Source organism: Pseudodesulfovibrio alkaliphilus (assembly GCF_009729555.1).
In the GTDB taxonomy this organism is placed as follows: Bacteria; Desulfobacterota; Desulfovibrionia; order Desulfovibrionales; family Desulfovibrionaceae; genus Pseudodesulfovibrio; species Pseudodesulfovibrio alkaliphilus.
In genome coordinates this window covers 185917-206550 of record NZ_WODC01000007.1, presented here as the reverse complement: position 1 = coordinate 206550, position 20634 = coordinate 185917, and the positions used below count along the sequence as shown (strand labels likewise).

The 20634-nt window shown below is 48.8% G+C and carries 19 protein-coding genes, 1 tRNA gene, 1 other RNA gene and 1 pseudogene; 13 read left to right on the top strand and 9 right to left on the bottom strand.

What is annotated here, in order from left to right; translation table 11 throughout:
- Nucleotides 1-238: 238 nt before the first annotated feature.
- Both GKC30_RS11690 and GKC30_RS11685 read right to left on the bottom strand, forming a co-directional pair.
- Nucleotides 239-829: a TetR/AcrR family transcriptional regulator gene (locus tag GKC30_RS11690; RefSeq protein WP_155934911.1), complete on the bottom strand. Its 591-nt coding sequence runs from the start codon at nucleotides 827-829 to the stop codon at nucleotides 239-241.
- A 130-nt stretch (nucleotides 830-959) separates the two neighbouring features.
- Entirely contained in the window at nucleotides 960-2303 is a 1344-nt protein-coding gene (locus GKC30_RS11685) for an MATE family efflux transporter (protein ID WP_155934910.1), read from the bottom strand.
- 694 nt (nucleotides 2304-2997) lie between these two features.
- On the opposite strand from GKC30_RS11685, the gene GKC30_RS11680 reads away from it, so the two are divergent.
- The 4 genes from GKC30_RS11680 to GKC30_RS11665 all read left to right on the top strand — a co-directional run bounded on the left by GKC30_RS11680 (nucleotide 2998) and on the right by GKC30_RS11665 (nucleotide 6493).
- A complete protein-coding gene (locus GKC30_RS11680) occupies nucleotides 2998-4509 on the top strand; it encodes a hypothetical protein (RefSeq protein ID WP_155934909.1) in 1512 nt (503 codons plus the stop codon).
- A 116-nt stretch (nucleotides 4510-4625) separates the two neighbouring features.
- On the top strand, nucleotides 4626-5183 hold the full coding sequence (locus GKC30_RS11675) for a hypothetical protein (RefSeq protein WP_155934908.1): 558 nt from the start codon (nucleotides 4626-4628) through the stop codon (nucleotides 5181-5183).
- 249 nt (nucleotides 5184-5432) lie between these two features.
- Nucleotides 5433-5588: an Ada metal-binding domain-containing protein gene (locus tag GKC30_RS15035; RefSeq protein ID WP_367614107.1), complete on the top strand. Its 156-nt coding sequence runs from the start codon at nucleotides 5433-5435 to the stop codon at nucleotides 5586-5588.
- Nucleotides 5589-5815: 227 nt separating this feature from the next.
- A complete protein-coding gene (locus GKC30_RS11665; RefSeq protein ID WP_155934907.1) occupies nucleotides 5816-6493 on the top strand; it encodes a YagK/YfjJ domain-containing protein in 678 nt (225 codons plus the stop codon).
- Between the two features lie 262 nt (nucleotides 6494-6755).
- Here GKC30_RS11665 and GKC30_RS11660 read toward each other — a convergent pair whose 3' ends face one another.
- Nucleotides 6756-7304, bottom strand: a complete 549-nt coding sequence (locus GKC30_RS11660) for a recombinase family protein (protein WP_155934906.1) — start codon at nucleotides 7302-7304, stop codon at nucleotides 6756-6758.
- Nucleotides 7305-7828: 524 nt separating this feature from the next.
- Between GKC30_RS11660 and GKC30_RS11655 the strand changes: the two genes are divergently transcribed.
- Nucleotides 7829-8209 (top strand): zinc ribbon domain-containing protein, encoded by a 381-nt coding sequence (locus GKC30_RS11655; protein ID WP_155934905.1) that lies wholly within the window; start codon nucleotides 7829-7831, stop codon nucleotides 8207-8209.
- A 37-nt stretch (nucleotides 8210-8246) separates the two neighbouring features.
- A complete protein-coding gene (locus tag GKC30_RS11650; RefSeq protein ID WP_155934904.1) occupies nucleotides 8247-9146 on the top strand; it encodes a restriction endonuclease in 900 nt (299 codons plus the stop codon).
- A gap of 317 nt (nucleotides 9147-9463) precedes the next feature.
- Here GKC30_RS11650 and GKC30_RS11645 read toward each other — a convergent pair whose 3' ends face one another.
- From GKC30_RS11645 to GKC30_RS11630, 5 genes and pseudogenes are all read right to left on the bottom strand, one after another.
- Nucleotides 9464-11026, bottom strand: coding sequence for a site-specific integrase (locus tag GKC30_RS11645; protein WP_196772863.1), 1563 nt, complete (start codon nucleotides 11024-11026; stop codon nucleotides 9464-9466).
- Between the two features lie 18 nt (nucleotides 11027-11044).
- Nucleotides 11045-11218, bottom strand: a pseudogene (locus tag GKC30_RS15230) (DUF6538 domain-containing protein); the annotation flags it as partial.
- A gap of 96 nt (nucleotides 11219-11314) precedes the next feature.
- Nucleotides 11315-11705, bottom strand: a transfer-messenger RNA (tmRNA) gene (gene ssrA, locus GKC30_RS11640).
- A gap of 207 nt (nucleotides 11706-11912) precedes the next feature.
- A tRNA-Met gene (locus GKC30_RS11635) sits at nucleotides 11913-11989 on the bottom strand.
- 91 nt (nucleotides 11990-12080) lie between these two features.
- The gene (locus tag GKC30_RS11630) at nucleotides 12081-12872 is read right to left on the bottom strand and encodes an undecaprenyl-diphosphate phosphatase (RefSeq protein ID WP_155934902.1); all 792 of its coding nucleotides are present in this window, start codon (nucleotides 12870-12872) and stop codon (nucleotides 12081-12083) included.
- 164 nt (nucleotides 12873-13036) lie between these two features.
- Between GKC30_RS11630 and GKC30_RS11625 the strand changes: the two genes are divergently transcribed.
- The 3 genes from GKC30_RS11625 to GKC30_RS11615 are packed head-to-tail and all read left to right on the top strand — an operon-like array spanning nucleotide 13037 to nucleotide 15530.
- The gene (locus GKC30_RS11625) at nucleotides 13037-13228 is read left to right on the top strand and encodes a hypothetical protein (RefSeq protein ID WP_155934901.1); all 192 of its coding nucleotides are present in this window, start codon (nucleotides 13037-13039) and stop codon (nucleotides 13226-13228) included.
- Complete coding sequence (gene lptF, locus GKC30_RS11620) at nucleotides 13225-14391, top strand: LPS export ABC transporter permease LptF (protein WP_367614106.1); 1167 nt, start codon at nucleotides 13225-13227, stop codon at nucleotides 14389-14391. The genes GKC30_RS11625 and lptF overlap by 4 nt, the downstream gene beginning before the upstream one ends.
- On the top strand, nucleotides 14388-15530 hold the full coding sequence (locus GKC30_RS11615) for an LptF/LptG family permease (protein WP_155934899.1): 1143 nt from the start codon (nucleotides 14388-14390) through the stop codon (nucleotides 15528-15530). The genes lptF and GKC30_RS11615 overlap by 4 nt, the downstream gene beginning before the upstream one ends.
- Nucleotides 15531-15602: 72 nt before the next feature.
- On the opposite strand, the gene yihA is transcribed toward GKC30_RS11615, so the two are convergent.
- The gene (gene yihA / locus GKC30_RS11610; protein WP_155934898.1) at nucleotides 15603-16229 is read right to left on the bottom strand and encodes a ribosome biogenesis GTP-binding protein YihA/YsxC; all 627 of its coding nucleotides are present in this window, start codon (nucleotides 16227-16229) and stop codon (nucleotides 15603-15605) included.
- Nucleotides 16230-16338: 109 nt separating this feature from the next.
- On the opposite strand from yihA, the gene GKC30_RS11605 reads away from it, so the two are divergent.
- The 4 genes from GKC30_RS11605 (at nucleotide 16339) to lolA (ending at nucleotide 20454) form a co-directional block, all read left to right on the top strand.
- On the top strand, nucleotides 16339-16806 hold the full coding sequence (locus GKC30_RS11605) for a type II 3-dehydroquinate dehydratase (RefSeq protein ID WP_155934897.1): 468 nt from the start codon (nucleotides 16339-16341) through the stop codon (nucleotides 16804-16806).
- Between the two features lie 47 nt (nucleotides 16807-16853).
- Complete coding sequence (gene efp / locus GKC30_RS11600) at nucleotides 16854-17411, top strand: elongation factor P (RefSeq protein WP_155934896.1); 558 nt, start codon at nucleotides 16854-16856, stop codon at nucleotides 17409-17411.
- An 89-nt stretch (nucleotides 17412-17500) separates the two neighbouring features.
- A complete protein-coding gene (locus GKC30_RS11595; RefSeq protein ID WP_155934895.1) occupies nucleotides 17501-19747 on the top strand; it encodes a DNA translocase FtsK in 2247 nt (748 codons plus the stop codon).
- Between the two features lie 14 nt (nucleotides 19748-19761).
- The gene (lolA, locus tag GKC30_RS11590; protein ID WP_155934894.1) at nucleotides 19762-20454 is read left to right on the top strand and encodes an outer membrane lipoprotein periplasmic chaperone LolA; all 693 of its coding nucleotides are present in this window, start codon (nucleotides 19762-19764) and stop codon (nucleotides 20452-20454) included.
- Nucleotides 20455-20634 lie beyond the last annotated feature (180 nt).

The window sequence follows — 20634 nt, the reverse complement described above, 5'->3', positions numbered from 1 at the left end:
GCAGGGACGGACGCCGAACCAGGTCTTCCTGGACGGCATCGTGAAAGGCAAGAAAACGGAAACCGAAGAAGCAGCGTAACTCACCCCGCCAGGGGCGGCGGTGTCAGGTGAATACTATCTCTGTACATCCAGGGGCTATTCCAAAGGGTCACGCCCCAAAGCGAACCCTTGATTGACAGTTCCTGTTATTTCATTTTGAACAGAGCCAAAAGCGACATAGATCAAAAGTTGCCATTAGTTATTTTTTGATACTATCTATAAAAAAATCAACCTCTAAATTGTATGTCATTTTGACAAGACAAGATATCAAATTAGAATGCCCACTTTGATAACCATCCCCCAATAGAGCCTCAAACCATATTCCATCTGCGGCGTATCTGAGAACTTGCAGCATTTTGTCTGAATCCGTGTCGTAATACAGCCTTTGCTTTTCTTTTATCCATTCGTTCCACATATTTTTCGATTCAGACTCAGTGATAGAATAGATGGCCAAAGCGATCCACTGCTCGCTTTGAGCGGATGCGAGATCTTGCGAAATTGCATTGATGTAAGCTCTGGTAAATCGCCCATATTCGACTGAATCTTGAGACATTAGCAGGTTAATCTCTGCGTCCATCTGAGATAAAAGATATTTTGACACAGCATTGCTGAGTTGCTTCTTGTCTTGAAAATGATGCAGTAAGCCACCTTTCGTGACACCAGCAGCATCAGCGACGGCCTGAATTGTAACAGCATTAGGCCCTTGTTCAACGATGATGCGCACGGCACACTCAATAAGCTTGCTACGGACTATTTCAGGTTGTTTTTTCCGTTTATGAGCTGTTGCCATAAGATGTCTCCACGCTTTTCTGAAGCATAATCAGTTAAAGTCAAGTACAGTGATTAGCCATGTGTACTAAAAGACATATCAAAATTGCTTTTCACGGTTAACCCTGTTGTTTAGCATCCGTCTATACATGTCAAAACAATTTTTTGTGTGTCCTATAAATCAGCATGAGTGCAACTCCCAGTGTCAGCAATTCAGCCAACGGGATAGCCGCCCACACACCAGCAATGCCCAAAAATATAGGCAACACGGTGACGCCGACCAGCACGAATACCAACCCGCGCGCCGCAGAAATAATGATTGAAATCATCGCTTTGCCCAGTGCGGTGAAGTAGGCGATGATCAGCACGTTGAGTCCGTTGACAAGAAATACGAAAGCGAAGAGGTGCAAGCCATCAACCGCGATCTGGAATGCCTGGCTTTCGCTGTCGTCGAAGAACAACAGGATCGCATGCCCCCCAAACACCTGCAGCACTATGAACACCATGACCCCGATGCTCATGTTGATCACCGCGGCAAAACGAAATAACTCCTTGATCCGCTGGTAGTTTCCAGCTCCGTAATTGTAGCTCAGCACCGGGATTAGGCCATCCGAAATACCAAGGAACAGCAATACGCCCGTGAAGTTGATGTAGTTGATAGCAGTGAACGCGGCCACACCATCGGCCCCCAAGAGGCGAACTACGGTGAGATTGATGATCAGGATGCTGACCGCGGCCGCCATTTCCGAAACGCCTTCAGATGAGCCGTTGTAAATGGCACGTCGCAAGAGCGGCATACGAAAATGCCCCTTCAGCATCGACAGCCGTTGTTTGGGATTGAAGGTAATACTGCCAGAAATCAGCAACCCGATGGTGAAAGCGACACCGGTGGCCACGCTCGCTCCAGTATTGCCCCATCCCAGCCAGATCACGAAGCAAAAGGTAAGCAAAACATTGATTACCACGCTTAACGACATGATGATCATCGAAAACCTGGGATGCCCTAATGCCTTCAACATGGCGTCGGAATAAAAGCATAGGGTCAGCGGCAAGATGAACGGCACCAGCCCTTTAAGGTAGGCAAGAGAGAACGGCAGCAGCCGCTCGTCAGCACCCATCAGTTTGGTCAGCGGCTCAGCGAACAGCAGCAGAATCACCGTGACAATCAAACTTATTCCTACCAACGTTCTGAAGCCAGTAGACATCGCGTCCTGGGCCATGTCTGAGTTTTTGCGCCCCAGCTCCATACTGACCAAAACCTGGCTTCCGATGCTGACGATCAGAGCCAACACCATGATGAAGCTGTACAGCGGCATTATGATGTTGATTCCTCCCAAAGCGTCCGGCCCTAGATGGTTTCCCACCACTACGCCGTCTACCAGGGTTTGTACGCCAAAAAACACCATCGTGACAACGCTTGGTAGTGAGTACTTCAGAAAGACCCTGCTAATCGGGCCACGCTCTAATAGATACCTGTTATCAATATTGCTTTTCATGGATGATTTTGTCCCTTAACCCTCCGGACTTGTGGCGCGTGGCGCGGGCGTCCGCCAGCAGAAACCGGTGTTGGATTTCTGTAAACTTTTGTTGCAATGTGTATTTGTGTATAGATTTGACTGCTTCATTGTCGCTTTCAGTCAGAGTTAACGCTCTGTACCGGCTACAGCCAGCTAAGCACAAAATAGAAAAATACCATCCGTACGGTTTCTTTGTCAAGAGTCTTTTCTTCCATTATTTACTCAGCCAGGAAACGACGATACATTTCATTTCCAACACTTCCATGAGCCCTTCGGTAGGCAATGCCTGAAGAAAACCGGATGGTTTGACTAGAGGAGGGATGCAGAGGCGAAGGACGACATGGTAGAGGTTCCGCAATAGCAGGGTCTCCCGACCCAAAGCAAAAAGCCCTGATCGATGGAGTCGATCAGGGCTTCGTGGTATGAATGGGGGTGGTGGAGGCGGGGGGAGTCGGTAAAAAAGCGTTTAAATAATAGGTCCATAGCTTTTAACTGTACCCGCCTTTGTACTAGCTTTGTACTAAAAGAAAATCTTGTCAATTGGTTTCTTGGAGGGGAATCAAGATGTGGGGCATTGTTCTGAATATCTTCACCACCCGGCCCCGTATCGGCCAGTAGGGAGGCACATTTCTGGGCCAGGTATTTACATAGTCAATAATCGCAGATATGTTACATGGAATTAGTTAGACTTAATGAAAAAACCAATGGAGTTAGAGTGGTTAGAAAAATTTGCATATTATTCGCCATATCGATCTTGTTCTCTGGATGCGCGAGTACAATAAAAGTGAATCATTCTACGACTAGTGGCAAACCTGAGGTTGTAATTGATAGACCATATTCACGGCAAATGATTGATGCGTTTAAAGACATGATGGCAGCGGAAGGCTTCACAACCGTTTCGGACACCAACAATATATTAATATTTGAAAACGAACTGCAAAAATTGTGGACTAAGGCTTCACTTTTTTCACACGGATTGTACAAAGCCCACATTGAATTCAAAATGATCGAAATGGATGATGCTGTTCTAGTAATTGCCTCATGCCAATACATTGATTACCAATCGGGAAATTATACATCATATAGAGATCAAAATGACCATGCTGACTCCAAAACACTTCAAATTAGAATGAATTCTATAAAAGCAGAATTGGAGTCAATGCCTATCAACATACTTACTCCAGTAGTGAATATTGATTTGACTTCAACGACAGTGACCTCAGTTGAAGCAATACAAAATTATTCAACAAGCCAAAACCAATTCCATTCATATAAAGCAAATGGAAAACGGGAAATTATTCTTATCCATTTGGCTAGCGACAATTTCAATACTTACTTTGTCACTTACCCAGGTAGTAATGAAATTATGGATAATTGGGGAAAATACTCTATGCTGCGTGGGTATTTATCACAAGAAAAACCAATTAAAATAGACAATTATAACTATTATGCATTTGTTTTGCAAACAGGAAAAACGGTTTACTATCGAGAGTATAGCCATGAACCGCTTGGCTCAAATTTTAAGCATGCAGATATTATGTGGTATTCTGATTATATGGAGGATGTTGCCTATGTTGGACAACCCCTCATAAAGGGGTCGTCTGTCAAATTTGTATCTTATGATCGACGCTGGAACAACTATTTTACCAACACGGGTGAAACTCTTAAGAAGCACGACATAGACAATATTCGAAAACTTGTAGAAAACATGTCAAAAAACAAAATCCAAGTTGCAGAGTATTTGCTTGATTATAGTGTGTCATACAAAGAATTTGACAAAAAGTATTTTATTAGCAACAGGCATAGCAATGAAGACCAGACTTGGTGCTCTGTGTCAGTGTATTTAGGAATACGAAACAAAGAAGTCTGGGGTAGGTTTGAATTAACCTATCATGCTTATGATTGGTTGTTTGTAAACAGATTTAGCGTAGTTGCTGACGAATATGTTTACAATTCTCCTTCGTTAAATTTTGACAGAGACAGTACTGACAGAGTGTGGGAAACTTTTGATGGGGATTTGTCAAACACATTATACACTGTTGCAGAGAAAATCAGTCAATCTAACAAGACAATCATCCGGTTTTATGGGAATGAAGGTACTAGTGATTTTACAGTTTCCTCCACTCAGAAAAACAACATCGCAAGCACCATAAAACTTTATAGTTTAATAAAGAACTCGATTTAACAAAACTGCTTACAACATCTTTAGCCATGTATTAACAAAATAAGTTATTAGTGTCAGAAGGTTTCGAATACAAGGCAAATGCCGCTAAATTTCATACGTCTTTGGAGGGAGCTAGAGTGAACGAATATTATGAAATTATTAATGAAACAGGCGATGGAAGCAATAAATATACTGCCGACATTCTGTTAAAGCAGAAATTATCAAAAGATAAAATTTCGAAGATATGCGAGTCGCTTCACAAGCTAAAAGGGAAAAAATGTATTTTTTCTCACTTTAGCTTTTATCTCCCTAGTCAACATCCAACTACAGATGATGCTTGGGCTGTAGGGATATTCAATCCTCACTTGCAGGTTGAGTTAGGATTAACTATTACAAATGAAGCCTTGCTTAAAAAACAAATTAATCTCGCTGCTGATGATCTAGGATCGTGGATTGATGAAATTCAAGAGGGGGCAACATACACGCTTAAAAAAGAAGATTCAAAATTTATTCTTGCTGTTAATCCTTCGCATAGTAAGGGGTATCGATTTTGTATTGTGCAAGATACTAAGTGCAAACAATTGTTCGAAAACCAGTTTAGCGAATTTGGTGAAATGTATTTTATTGACAGCGAAGGGAATTTGCAACTGTATGACCAAGATGGTTTGATTCGAACGCTTAAGAAGATTGGCTAAGCTGATTTACAATGGGTATTTGAAATCATCGCTTGAAACCTCTGCCTCTTCACAGGCAGATATTTCTACAAAGTTCCCAAATCAATAATTAACGCTAGAGCCGCAACAACTTTCAATGATCTTGCCATATATACTAATAACTGTAGCCCCTAGAACGCATTTTACCCCCTTTGAGCTATGTGGTACTTTTTTCGACTCAGGATGCCTCACAGGGGGCAATACACGTGTTCTTAAGGGTGTTCAGAGGGTGTGCGCAGTGTGTATTTTCACGGCAACAACAAGTCGCGAGTCTTTCACGATCAAGGATGTAGGTACTTCAATTGCAAAAACTGCACAGAGCTTTTCCAGAATAGGCAGGAAGCAATTCAGGCAGGATTCAAACCTTGCGGGATATGTAAGCCTTAAAGAGAAAATTATGATTGTTAAAATACAAAAAATATAATTAACATGCTAAAAAATAAGATGAAAACATGCCCCTAAGTCAGTCAACCTCTTTTGAACTCTTTGGGAGTGAAAGCCCGCAAATGAGAATGGTTTTCAATCGCCTGCTTCTGTAATTTCAGCGGGTATTATAGTATTATCTAATGGGGCTACTTTAGAACTCATATCTAGCTCTTGACTTGGAGTGTATAATGCCAAAGCTAATAAAACGGAAAGTAACTTACGAGAGTTGGAACAACCTCCCAATAGACACTCGTAACTCTGGCTGTTACGAGCACATTCTAGAGCGTTCATATAGACTTATCCACTACTGCTTGTCTAAACGCTCGAAGATTCTGTTATTTCGAATTGATCTAAATGCACGATCAAAGCATAATGAAAATCACAACATATTAAAAGACAATAAAATTCTAAGGCAATTCTTGTCTTTTTACACAAAGAAACAACAGCGAAAAAACATATTTTGGAAATATTTCTGGGTAAAAGAAGAATCATCGACGCGCAAGTCTCATTATCATCTCTTCATATGTGTCGATGGCTCTAAGTATCAAAGCGCATATAGATTGCAAAGTGATATATTTAATGAGTGGATAGCGTTTATATCAAGGCACTCAGATGGATATGAAGGCATAGGTGATAGATGTAACAAATATAAAAATGAAAAAGGTGTATCTAGTTACATGCTGAAAAGGAGTGAGCGAGAAGGGGTTGAATTCAAAAAATGTTTTAAAAGAGTATCTTATCTAGCAAAAGAAAATCAAAAAAAAATGGCCGCACAAAAGAACAATCGTTTTGGTTCCTCCGTTGTTCCAAAAACATTTGAAACTGATAGAACCATGCTTTCATACAGTGACAAATTAAGACATTAGCTTAATTCATGCTGTTGGGCTGTATTTACTGAGCGACCAACAGTTTCAAAAGAGCTTTTACAAACGCTTTAAAGAATAATTTTACTTTAAACAGTAAATAACTCATTTTTTGTAGCACAGTGCCAATAAGAGAAATACTAAAATCTCAAAAACCATTTACGCCAATAATTTGTATTCCCTGTAAATAAGTACATTCCCAGCAGAGAAGGCGGGATAGAGAGCCGCCCCTGTAATACAGATTGTAATACGAAATTCTTCCCCCTCACCCCCCCAGTATCCTGTAGAGGGTCTGACGACTGACCCCGTACTCTGTGGCCAATGCCTTCTTCTCCGCTCCTGCCGCAATCTTATCCCTGATTTCTTGCACCTGTTCAGGCGTGAGCGTGGGCTTCCTGCCGCAATGCTTCCCCTTGGCTTGTGCCTTGGCTATGCCCTCACGCTGACGCTCACGGATAATAGCTCGTTCAAACTGAGCAACAGAACCAATGATTTGAAGCTGGAGAGTCTGGAAAGGGTTGTCCTCCCCGGTGAACGTCAGGCGTTCTTTATGAAACTCTAAGGCCACCCCCTTGCCCGTCAGGGTCTTGAGGATGGACAGGAGGTCGCCAAGGTTACGGGCAAGGCGGTCGATAGAATGAACGTGGAGTATGTCCCCCTTCCTCACGAATCTCATACACTCTTCCAGAACAGGGCGTTTCATTGTCCCTGCGCTGGCCTTCTCTTTAAACACTTCATCGAGCTTCACGCCGTCAAGCTGCCTATCTGTCTTTTGATCTACACTGCTCACTCTGATGTAACCGATGTTAGTCATTTCTGTTCCCCTTTGTTTGAAGCGCTGTGTAAATGAACCTCTAGACAATATGGGAAAGTGTGTCAAGAAATTAGATTGCAACCTTTTGTGACACGGTGAAATACGGATTGCCGAGGTCCGGCAGAGAGTCTCACAAGGTGTACCTTCTGGACAGGAACAAGAGCCACCACTTGGAGGTAATTTGTTCGCAGAGATGAAAACCAGCCTTGACCCCTTACACAGATATGCCCGAATTTCTTCATACGAGCGCTCTGGCGGCATTTTAGAAAGAAATAGGTATCACCCTGCCAGAACGGACCTAAAACGCGAAATAGAAATTCTATTCATTGATGTATGGGCAATTCATTATTGAAACACAGAGACCTGCCCCCCCCCCTCCTTTGGATCGTCAACCCCCCGGCCCCGTATCGGCCAGTAGGGAGGGCGGCACATTTTTTTTCAAAAGTTTACAGTGACAGAAAACAAGTGTAATGGGTAAACAATTTATAAGAATCACCCCTAGCCGCTCGTAAAAGGGAGTCGAAATGTTGATTGCTTTTTGGATTATAATGGCAATAATTGTAGCGATGATAGCCAATTCAAAAGGAAAAGGTGCAATCGCATGGTTTTTTTATGGACTAATCATCTGGCCTATAGCCTTGGTTCATATTCTTATCACCAAAGACGATTTTCAAAATACAACAAGCGAAATAAAAACCAATGAATGCAATTCAAAATATGTTTGTATGAAATGTGGTAAAGTCAAAGAAGAAGAAGGCTGGTGTTCAACATGTTGTGACTTGACTTATAACAGAATTCAAACATCACAAAAAGAAAAAGAATGCCCTTACTGTGCAGAGCTAATTAAAGCAAAAGCAATTAAATGCAAGCACTGTGGCTCAGAAATCGAACCAAATACAATTTGATAATGAACATTTTTTATATTCTTTAAACGAGAGTGTTATGCCAAAAACTGATTTCTCGAAACTGAAAATAAAACAAATATTGCAACATTCGCTACCTATACGATTCCAAGACATGGACCCATTGGATTTTGAAGACTTTATTGCGTATTTGTTCGTCAAAAAAGGTTACGAAGTGCAGCCGACCTCATACTCGGGAGACTATGGAGCTGACATAATAGTCAGTAAAAATGGCACTAAAATAGCAGTTCAGGTAAAAAGATACCACAAAAAAAACAAAGTTGATGTTAAAAATGTTAATCAAGTAATAGGAGCAAAAAGTTATTATGGATGTAATAGTGCCCTCATCATAACAACATCTGATTTTACGAAACCAGCGCACAATCTGATAAAGACTACAAGCACATTATGGTGGAGTTGGAATGAACTTCAAAAGAATGTATCGGAAGTTTTTCTAGAAGGAAAAGATGTCTTTCAAACAAATATAAAGACAATGTGCGGTTCATACGCTTTAAGAATTTCAAACATAGAATATAATCAGCATATGAAACGTATTGGGAACTGTACGCTTGTTTTTGCTGAGCTTACAAATTCAGGTCCAAATGTAAATATAGCTATCGGTCTTCCTACATATATATCGAACAAGAACAACCAAGTTGAAGCTTCATATTGGTATGAAGGATATTTCGCTGGAGGCATGGTTTACTCTGGTGCCTCTATCGAGATTGCCTTTATGTTTAGAAGTGAGCAAGTGCCTCGTGTTACTATTCGGGATCGATTTATTTTACCATTACGATCAGGAGAGTCAGACATTGAGTACATAGAAGCATCCATGCCAGCCGGTGCTATAATCTCAAAAAAGCGTTTATTTTTTAAATATTTGGGCTGGTCGCTTCTTTTCGCATTTGCATATTTTTTTGTGAAAAGTGCTGCCCGATAAAATGTAATGATGGCAAGGGGCTGAAAAGCGTTAGAAGCACCAATCAATTACAGCCCTTCAAAGATTAACGCTAGAGCCGCAACAACCTTGAGTGATCTTACAGGATAGTAAAGAAATAGAATCTCTAGAACGCATTTTACCCCCTTTGGGCCATGTGGATACCTTTTTCAATCTAAAGTGTCTTAAAAAGAGCCTCTTCCCGGTATCTACACGAGGACGAGAGCATAAATGAGATGGGGTTGAAGGTTTATTTTTGAGTTGGGAAGAAGGTAAGCGTGAAAACAAAATTGGGATAAACTGAATCGGTAAAACGAATTCTAATCTATAACATATTTTGACTTCATCAAGTGAGCCAGGTCCAATTCCTTGTCGAATGTGATCTGGCTCACTATTTTTTCATACATGAGTTCTGGGGTGAAAGCCTTCCCATAACGGTCATAGGTCATTGTTCCCAATGAGTGACCATCGAATTCATGGAGTAGGGTGCCGTCTACTTGCTTTTGCTTCAAATGGTTGATGACTGTATGCCGGAATGAATGAAAGACCTTTTTCCCATCTGTTATTCCACAGTTTTTTTTGTAGCCTGTTGTAACTCCATCTCCATGACCATTAAACCAACGACTGACGGCTTGTCCGTATCCATCTCTGTGGTAGTTGATTTCTGGGAATAGACGTTTATGCCCTTGCTCTTTCAAATGTTTGACATACCTTGGAAGATTTAAGGTATTCACCAAGAATGAATGTAGTGGAATAAGTCGTCTTGCATTTCTATTCTTTACCTTTTTGTCTTTTGCATTGTCATTCACATTGACAACCCAAATACTATCTTTTTCATAAATGTCAAATAGATGTAACTGTGCAATTTCGGTTTGTCGCATGCCTGTGAATAATGCAATAGGGCATGCCCAGAACATAAATGGGTGTAGAAATGAATCATTATAATACTGTTCAGAGTTAAAAAGCTTTTGTAGGTCGCTATTGTCGAAAATGTTCCTTTGTTCAGAGTCTTTTTCGGTAATCGGTATTTCCATTCCTTCGGCTGGATTTGTGGGCATATAGCCGAGTTTCACCGCAAAGTTGAGAATGGTAGAAAGTCTGTTGAGGTTTTTATTTACTGTTGTGATGGACATTGGATTGGGAACGTCCATTTTCATGATTTGAGCAATTGTTTTTCTCCTATATTTTTTAGATTTTTTTCTGTTGGCAGGAAGCCTTTTTAACGCATCCCTGAATTCACTGATGAGGTGATAGTTGATGTCAGCACATCGAATGTCTTTGCCAGCGAATTCTAAGAAATTGTTATAAAGTGCGTGGTTTTCTTCTCTTGTTTTATCAGTCCATTTTCCAATGGCTAGCCTGTCTTTTGAATATTCTTCAATGACTTTTGTGACTTTTGTTAGAGATACAGATGTTGTTTTTTCAAACTCCGTAGGCGTTACGTTCCGATGTTGCTCATTAAAAGGCTTATCTATTCGATATTGTTCAGGAATGGGGGGATTATTCCCTTGTTTGCGGGCAATAATGATTTTGGTTGCGTCTATTTGTGCTAGCGATAAAGCATTAAGAAAACTGCCACAAAATGCTCCTTTGGGCAATTTTTGTTCATGATATAAAGCAGATGCTTCAACTAAAAATTTTAGATTTTCAAAATCTTTATCATGATGGTTTTTAATCGCTTTATTTAGTTGATTTTCTTCGCTGTTTCTCATTTCACTGATGCAAGGCTGAACATTTAACCCCATCTCCTTCTCAAGCAAACGAAGAATTGGGTAATCTGAATAATCAGTGTCAAGATGGCGATCTTGAACCTTTAGAAGAAAATCGAAAAAACCTCTTATGATTTCAGACTTTTCAATTTCAGATAGTTTGTCGTTGCTCATTGTGATTCTCGCGAGGCTTATTGCTCTTTTAACTTTTCCGCCTAATATCAAAGAATTCCCCCTTGCTACAAGTTTATTTCCGGTGCAAAGGGATTTTTTGATTTCGCGTTTACCAAGATATGGGCGAAGTGATTTGGGAACGGCTATTCGGAAGTGATAGGTGTTGCCTTGGAGGCATAAAAAAAGGCCCATAGCTAACCTCTTTTTGTACTAGGTTTTGTACTAAAACCTTGCACATGGCTTGCTATGAACCTTTTCTTTGACAAAAAGTCAATCTTTACAATTGACTGGTGGAGGCGGGGGGAGTCGAACCCCCGTCCGAGAACGATCGGCTCAAGGCGTCTACAGGCTTAGGTCAGGTTTCTTGTCTCGGCAGGCGGATTGCCCCTGACCGGGCGGCCGCATGCCATGCCTGCCTGAAGTTTCGCTCGGTGCGGGACAGGTGGCCGCGCAGAGCTAGCCCGAGGGGTGTCGTCGACTCTCCTGGTTTATCGGGCGTAGGCCCAGGGAGCCGCCAGGATCATGTCCTGGAACTACAGTTACCTAGTAACTAGGCAGCCATAGCGTAGTCGTAGTCATTGTTGGCACTTGTGTGCTAGGTCGATTTTTACGAGGCCATCGACCAACCTCGGCCTGCAACCCTGGCTTCTGCTATCCCCGTCGAAACCAGTGCGCCCCCATATCAAATATCAAAACGGACTCAGATCTATATAAGTCGTCACCCAAGGTTGGCAAGGGGTTTCTTGTCGGGCCGGAATCAGGAGCTGCTCCTGCGGTTCGCGTTCCGGTGCAGGGGTGCTGTACTCGACCGGCAACCAGACTCGCCGTTTTGTCTGAGTGCAAAGAAAAAGCCCGCAAGGTCAATGCCTTGCGGGCCTTTGAGTGCTGGTAGCGAGGAGAGGACTTGAACCTCCGACTCTGCGGATATGAGCCGCATGCTCTAACCAACTGAGCTACCTCGCCACGTCTGTCAGCCGAAGCGGAAGTTGTCTATAGACCGTCTCTCTTCGCTTGGCAAGGGAAAAGTGCGCAGGGCACACTGAAATGAAATCATTTACCAAAAGAGGAAAATGAGCGGGACCAGCGCCAGTCTGTACAAGGCAAATGGGCGCAGGGTCAGGCGGCCGAGCAGATAGATGAATCCCTTGATGGCCACCCAGGCGGCAATGAAGGAGACGCCGAGTCCGATGCCCAGAAAGATCATGTCCTCTCGTTCGAATAGATTGTAATTCTTTAGGAAGTCATAACCCGTGGCCGCAAACATGATGGGCACGGCCGCGATGAAGGAATATTCGGCGGCAACGGTGCGGCGCATGCCCAGCAGCATCCCGCCCATGATGGTGGCCGCAGACCGGGAGAATCCGGGCCATAGGGCCAGACACTGGAACAGGCCGACCCCCAGGGCCTGGGCCGGGGTGATCTCATCAATGGAGGTCGTCTTTTCGGGCTTTTTGACGGACTCGACCACAAGAATCATTACGGCGCCGACGCCAAGGGCGCAAGCCACGGCTGTCGGGTTGAACAGATACGCCTTGATGTATTTGTGGGTCGCCAGCCCCAGCAGCGAGGCGGGCAGCGAAGTAAGAAACAAGAGCCACAGCCCGCGCACCCCGGAGAAGGGCCGGGCCGGATCGTTTTTGAGCAGGCCGGTGAATCGGTCGAGGTAGAGGGTGAGCACGGCCAGAATGGCCCCGAGCTGGATGACAATGTCGAAGGTTTCTGCCTTGGGGCCGGTGAAGTCCAGCAGGTGTCCGGCGAGAATGAGATGCCCGGTGCTGGAGACCGGGAGAAACTCGGTCAGCCCCTCGACCACGCCGAGGATGACCGCAACGTACCAGGATGCCATGCGTACCCCTTGTTGGCTGATGATGCGGGTGGATCGGCTCTTTTGCGCCGCGCCCCGGATAATCGGGGGTGCTTGGGTGACTAGCCTAAGAAACAGTGTCTTGCAACCCCCGGCAAGCTGGTGTAGTTCCTTGATCTGATCCATCCACAGCCCGGGAGAAGACCATGACCACCATAATGCCCGCGAGCGAGCTGACCCGCAAGGCCATCGCCTGGATTTGCGAGAAGCGGGAGGAGGGCGGCCGGACGCTGCCGGCCCTCATCGAGGAAGCGGCGGCGCGTTTCAACTTAAGTCCGCTTGATGTGGAGTTTCTCCAGAGATTTTTCAGGGAAAACCAAGACTGCCAAGTCCGGTGAAACTGCTCCATCGCCAGATATTCAAGGAACTGCTGAAGCTGTTCGGCCTGACGGTTTCCTGTCTGCTGGGGCTTATCCTCATAGGCCGGATGCTTCAGTTGCGCTCGCTCTTTCTCTCTCAGAATATCGGATTTCTAAATATTCTAGAATTATTCTTTTATCTTACGCCGTTCTTCTTGTTGCTGGTCGCACCTATATCGACCATGCTCAGCGTGTTTCTGACCTTCTTGCGCATGAGTACCGACAACGAATTGACCGCTTTGAAGGCCAACGGCGTGAGTCTTTACAGGATGCTTCCGGCCCCGGTGTTTTTTTGCGTCTTGAGCATGCTTTTCACCTTCTTCATCGCCATGTGGGGCCTGGCCTGGGGAATGGATATGTTCAAGACGAGTCTCTACGAGTTCGCACGGTCTCAGTCCCGCTTCGCCCTCCAGCCCGGAGTGTTCAACAAGGAGTTTCCGGGCATTACCTTCTATGCACATCAGGTCAACAACGAAACAGGTGAACTGAAGTTCGCCTTTGTGCGCGACCAGTCAATCGACGGCGCTTCCGTGGTGGTTGTCGCGCCTGAGGCGAGGGTTATTTCCAGTCCTGAGTCCGCCGAGGTACGCATCATCTTCAGCCGGGGCAAGATATTCCGGCAGAACGATGATGAACTCAACGTTCTGCGGTTTGGCAGCTATTCCATCAGGCTCGATCTGGCCGAGCTGCTCGGCGGCTACAATTTCGGCGAGGAAAAGGCCAAGGACATGACCTTTGCCCAATTGAGCCGTATCAGGCAGGACCCAACCCTGGCCCCCTATCAGTCGGAGCAATTTATGCGCAAGGTGGACACCGAATACTTCAAACGGCTGACGCTCCCGTTGGGTTGTCTGATACTGGGCATGTTCGCCATCCCTGTGGCCTACATCTTCCGGGGGCTCAAGCAGCAATATGGTCTGCTCCTGGCCATGGGGCTTTTCATCTTGTATTACAGCATGTTTTCCATCGGCGTCAGTATGGGCGAGGGAGGCTCCATTCCGCCTGTTTACGGACTATGGGCTCCGAATGTACTCTATGTGATGGTGGCTGCGGTGGGCATCCGGTTTGCCAATCAGGAGCGCAGCCTGCCTCTGGTGCAGTGGCTGGCGCATCTGCGAAACTGGCGGAGGAGCGGGGCATGAGGTCATTTTTCGGAATAGGCGTGCTCGGACGCTATCTGATCATGCAAAACCTCTACCTGATGGCCGTTTGTCTCTTTGCGGGTACATGTATCTACCTGCTATCCGACATCTTCGACCGGCTCGACGATTTCATCAAGGCCGGATTGGGTGTCGAGACGATTCTCTTCTACTTCCTCGTCAAGACCCCCATGATCATTTCCCAGTTGCTTCCTGCGGTTTTCCTGCTTGCCCTTGTGCTGCAATTGGGCATCCTGAACCGGACCAGGGAGATGCTGGCTCTGCGGGCCGGGGGCGTTTCCTTTGGCTGGTTCGTACGCTTTTTTTTGGTCTATGCCGTGATCTGGAGCATGGGGCAGATGGCCTTTTCCCAATTCCTCGGGGTGTTTGGCGAATACGAGGCCAACCGCATCTGGAAAGAGGATGTCCGGAAACGCCAGGTGGATGAGCTGGTCATCAAGGATCTGTGGTTCAGGGATGGGCCGTTCATTGTGCTCGCACGGGAAGCGTTTCCAGGCATGAGTCGGGCCGTGGACATCACGGTTTACGAATTCGCCACGGATAACCTTGACCTGATCCGCATCCTGACGGCCAGAAGGGCCCTCGTCGACGACCATGGCTGGGGGCTGCTAGATGTTCAGGAACTGGACACCCGCACCTTTGCCTCGGTCAGCCGACCATCGCAGTTTCTTTCGGTGCGCCAGAATCTCAAGGCATACGCCGCCGTGGAGCTCAAGGGGGATACTGCGGACCTGCCCTTGTTCGAACTTTCCAAGGCCATTCAAAAGCTGGAGGAGTCGGGCTCCAACGTGGAGATACTGAAGACGGTCTGGCATGCCAAATGGTCCTATGCCTTCTCCATATCCGTCATGGCCCTGCTGGCATTGGCCCTGATTACCTTCTCGGAAAATGTCTATGCCAATGTCGGGTTGTCGCTGATTCTCATCTTTGTGCAGTACGGGGTCCATACGGTGGGGGCCACGGCCGGGGAGCAGGCGGTATTGCCGCCGTTTCTGGCCGCTTGGCTCGGCAATTTCGTCATGGGGGCGCTGGCCTCCGGGCGGTTGATCTGGGTTGCGGCGCCGGGACTCAAGGCCACCCTGCGGGCCTGGGGGGCCGGACTGCGGCTGGCCAGAACCTAGGCTGTTCGGAGCGCTCGGTGTCGGGCCGGTCAAACGGGCCGCGCTCGTGCTGAACGATTTCTTTCAGGAATTTCAGTTGGTTTCGTCGCCAGATTCAAGGCTGTCGGGTTTGGGGACGGCCACGTCTGCGTATTCTGCCAGGATGCTCCACAGCTTTTCCTCGCCCATGCCCGTTTTGCTGGAAAAGAGCAGGGGCAGGCGCAGCTGCTGAAGGATGTCCCGCCACTGGGTCTGGAGGGCCGCTCGTTCGCGCTGTTTGGGTTTGTCCGCCTTGGTCAGCACCGGAATGACCGGGATGCCCAGGCCGCGCAGATAGGAGGTCAGCTCCAGGTCGAGTTTTTGCGGCGTCAGGCGTGAATCGAGCAGAACCACCACTGCCTTGAGGGCGGGATTGGCGGTCATGTAAGCTTCGATGAGCCTGCCCCATTTCTCGCGTTCGGTCTTGGAGCATTTGGCATAGCCGTAGCCGGGCAGATCCACGAGAAAGAAGCCGTCGGGTTGGACCCGGTAGTAGTTGAGACTGCGCGTCTTTCCGGGCTTGGAGCTGATCTTGGCCAGGGATTTGCGCCCGGCCAGACGGTTGACCAGAGAGGACTTGCCCACGTTGGAGCGTCCGGCAAGGGCTATCTGCGGCTCGTGGAATTCCTCAAGCTGCTTGATTTCGTATATTGTTTTGACTAACTCAATGGTTCGGTTCATAAAGGGGTACCGTATCCGTGTCCTCGTGTATTTGTGAGAGCCCAATGTTCTCTTTTTGCGCGGCCGCGTCAAGGAGAGGCACGACCCGGTCAGGAACAGGGGGGAGCGCATGACCAAATTCGACATCTTGATACTCAACGGCCCGAACCTGGGGCATATCGGCAGACGGCAGCCGGAGATCTACGGCTCCCAGACCATGGACGACCTGCCCGGCATTGTCCGCACCCTCATGGGCGGGAGCGCTGACGACATCGTCCTGAGCCATTTCCAATCCAATTCCGAAGGGGCGCTCGTGGACCGTCTGGAGCAGACCCGGGTCGATGGCACGGCGGGAATTGTTTTCAACGCAGGGGCCTACACCCACACCAGTCTTGCCATTGCCGACTGCCTGGCCTGGATCGGCGTCCCCTGCGTGGAGGTCCACATTAGCAACATCTGGGCGCGGACCGATCAGCCCTTGCGGCAGCAAAGCCTGATGGGGGGGCGGTGCGTCGGCGTTATTGCCGGTTTCGGGATTCTGGGGTATGGGCTTGCTGTCCAGGCGCTGCATCAGCGCCTTGCCGGACAATCGGATTAACTGACAACCACCCCGGCATGTCCGGGGTCCGACGTTTCGGAGCGATCATGATATCGACCAAGGATTTCAGGACTGGCCTGAAAATCGAGATCGACGGAAAACCGTTCGAGATCATTGAATTTCAGCACTTCAAGCCCGGCAAGGGCGGGGCCATGGTGCGGACCAAGCTGCGCCACATGAAGACCGGACAGGTGCTGGACAAGACCTTTCGCTCCGGCGAGAAAGTCAAAAAACCCGACATGGCCGTGGTCAACATGCAGTTCATCTACAAGGAAGGCACGGACTTCGTGTTCATGGACCTTGAAAGCTATGAGCAGATGCATGTCTCGGGCGAGAATGTCGGCGAGGCAGGCGGCTACATCAAAGAGGGCGACACGGTCAAGGTTCTGCTTTACAATGGTGAGTTGATCGGCGTCGACCTTCCGGCCAATGTCAATCTCAAGGTGGCCCAGACCGACCCCGGCATACAGGGCGACCGCGTGAGCAATGCCACCAAGCCTGCCACGCTGGAGACCGGCATTCAGGTCAACGTGCCGCTGTTCATCAATGCGGGGGACTTGATCAAGGTGGATACTCGCAGCGGCGAATACCTCGGACGCGAATAAGCCCGACTTGCGACACGTTGCGAACATAGCTTAGAAAAAGGTCGTGGACGGCTCGCTGTCCAGGACCTTTTTTTCAAAAGCGGGGATCAATGGCGAGAAGACAGATTACAGCGGCTCAACCCAGGCGAAAGGTACACGGCAGGGAATTTGTCGGCCTTTTCTTCCTTTTCCTTTCCGCATTTCTCTTTCTGAGTCTGCTTTCGTTCAGCCCGGCCGATCCGAGCTTCAATCAGGCGGTCAGCGAAGGGTGGCGCGTACGCAACGTCGTCGGCGTGGCCGGGGCGTACTGCGCCGGGTTTCTCGTGGAGATGTTTGGCCTGGGGGCCATGGTCTGGCCTTTTTATTTCCTGTATCTCGGGCTGTCGCGATTTGTCGGTCGAATGCGGATTTCCAAGATCCGCTGGTTAGGTCTTGTGGGGCTGTTCGTGGCCTTCGAGGCGTGGGCCACCCACCCCTGGCTGGTGGATATTCCCGCCGATGCCTATGGGCTTCTCGGCGGCGGCTTCTTTGGCCGCGAGATCGTCACCGGCTTGACCCAGCCCTATTTGCGTCCGGCAGGTACCCTGCTTTTGTGGACGTTCATCACCATCATATCCTTTCAGGCCGTGGCAGGATTCAGTTGGACCGTGCTGTGGAACAGGCTGCTCCTTGGAGTGGCCGTGCTGCGTGAAGCACTGGCAGCGCGATTGGCCCGTGTCAGGGAAAGCAGGCAGGCAGGGGTTGCCGCCAGGAAACGTGCCCAAGCCGAGGACGGGCTGGACATTCTGGCCGGGGAGGAGGATGTCGAAGTCCGTTTCATTGATCTTGAGGAGGCCGACAACAGCGCCTCCAGGAACCCGCCCGCAGTCCGCAGGCAAAAACCGGCCAAGCCAGCCAAAGCCGCGTCTTCCGGTCCTGTCTCGGAGGGAGGAGGGCTTCCGGGACTTGATCTGCTTTCGCCGTCTCCGCCACAGTCATCGAGCCAGACCCAGGAAGTGCTCCAACCACTGGCCGACAGGCTCAAGGAATGCCTGAACGATTTCAATGTGCAGGGAGAGATTCAGCGGGTGGTTCCCGGGCCGGTGGTAACCATGTTCGAGTTCAAGCCTGCGCCGGGCATCAAGGTCAGCAGGATCGAGAATCTGACCGACGATATAGCTCTGGCTCTTAAGGCCGAATCCGTGCGCATCGAGGCTCCGATTCCCGGCAAGGACAGTGTGGGCATTGAAATTCCCAATGTGGACCGTCAGACCGTTTATCTGCGCGAGGTGATCGAGTCCAGGGAGTTCACCAGTAGCGAGTCGCCGCTGACTTTGGCCCTTGGCAAGGACATCCACGGCATCACCAAGGTGGCTGATCTGGCCAAGATGCCGCACTTGCTCGTGGCCGGTGCCACCGGCGCGGGCAAGTCCGTGGGTATCAACGGTTTTCTCTTGAGTCTGCTCTACAAGGCCGGCCCGGACAAGGTGAAGCTGTTGCTGGTGGACCCCAAGCGCATCGAGCTGGCTCCTTATGCTGCCTTGCCGCATCTGGTGCATCCGGTGGTCACCGAGATGAGCCTGGCCAAGAGCGCCCTGGAGTGGGCCGTATTCGAGATGGATTGCCGCTACGAGAAGATGGCCAAGCTCGGTGTACGCAACATTGAGGGATACAACAAAAAAATCGCCGACATGGGCGAGAATATGCCCGAGGAATACGAGCATATGAAGCCCATGCCCTATCTGGTCATCATCATCGATGAATTGGCCGACCTGATGATGACCGCCGCCAAGGAGGTGGAGCAGTGCATCGTCCGGTTGGCCCAGTTGGCTCGGGCCGCGGGCATCCATCTTGTGCTGGCCACCCAGAGACCGAGCGTGGACGTTGTCACCGGCCTGATCAAGGCCAACTTCCCGACGCGCATCTCGTTCTTTGTCACCTCGAAGTTCGATTCGCGCACCATTCTCGACAGCGTGGGCGCGGAGCGGTTGCTGGGCAAAGGCGATATGCTCTTCAAGCCAAGCGGCGGCAAGCTCAAGCGGATGCATGGCGCCTATGTCGACGAGGCGGAGATTGCGCACGTTGTCGACTTTTGGCGCGAGAGCCAGCCTCAGGAGTTTGAGCTGGATTTTTCGGACTGGAAGAAGGACGCTTCGGGCGGGGAAGGGGCCGAACTGATCAGCGAGTCCGACGACCCTGTGTATGGCGAGGCGGTGCAGTTCGTGTTGAGCCAGGGCAAGGCGTCCATATCGCTGCTCCAGCGCCGCTTCCGCATCGGCTTCAACCGAGCGGCAAGGTATATTGAACAGATGGAGATGGACGGCTTGCTCGGCCCACAGGACGGGAGTAAGCCGAGAAAGGTCATCTCGCCGGAATAAAAGGAGATTAGAAAATGTCTAGAAAATATTTCGTGACATGGTCCCTTGCTGTGTGTCTGGTTCTGGCCGGTTTCGGGCAGGGTGTCGCGGGGATCGCGGCCGAGGACATGCCGGACCTTATCCAGCAGCGATACGAAAGCCTCAAGACATTTCGGTGCGACTTTGTCCAGGAATTGACCAATGTGGCCAGCGGGGATGTGGAGCGGCGACAAGGCCGCATCTGGTTCCGTCAGCCTTCTCAGGTGCGTTGGGAAACTATTGAGCCCGAGAAGGAACTGCTTGTGCTCGGGCCTGCCTACGCCTGGGACTACATCGAGGCCGATGGGGTAGCCATCAAGTACGGGGTGGAAGCGCTTCTTGATTCCAAGACCGTGCTGCGCTTCATATCCGGCAGGGCCAATCTCAAGGAGGATTTCGTGGTCAAGACCGAATGGCAGGGCGCGGACGATGTGCGCCAGCGCTGGGGTAAGGGCTTCACCGTGCTCCAACTGATACCCAAGGAGCCCGAGCCGGGCATGGTCCTGGCCTATGTGGGGGTGGAGCCCTCAACGGGGTTGCTGCGTCAGATCATGATTGTGGACTTTTACGGCAACGGCAATGAGGTCCGGCTTTCCAACGTGGAGCAGGATGTGCCTTTGGCGGCAGACATGTTCACCTTCACTCCGCCCGAGGGCACTCATGTGGAGGACAATACGCGGGGGTTTTAGGGGGCGAGCCCTTGTCCGTCTTGCGGGACGGGTTGGTCTTCTGAGGGAAACGGGCGCGGCCTTGCCATAAGGCCGCGTCTTTTTTTGTCCTGTTCGGTCCGGCCGATGTGCCCAAGCCCTGGCTGGCGGGTCGTAGAAATAATCCAACTATGCAGAGTGGCAAACAATGGTGAGAATTCA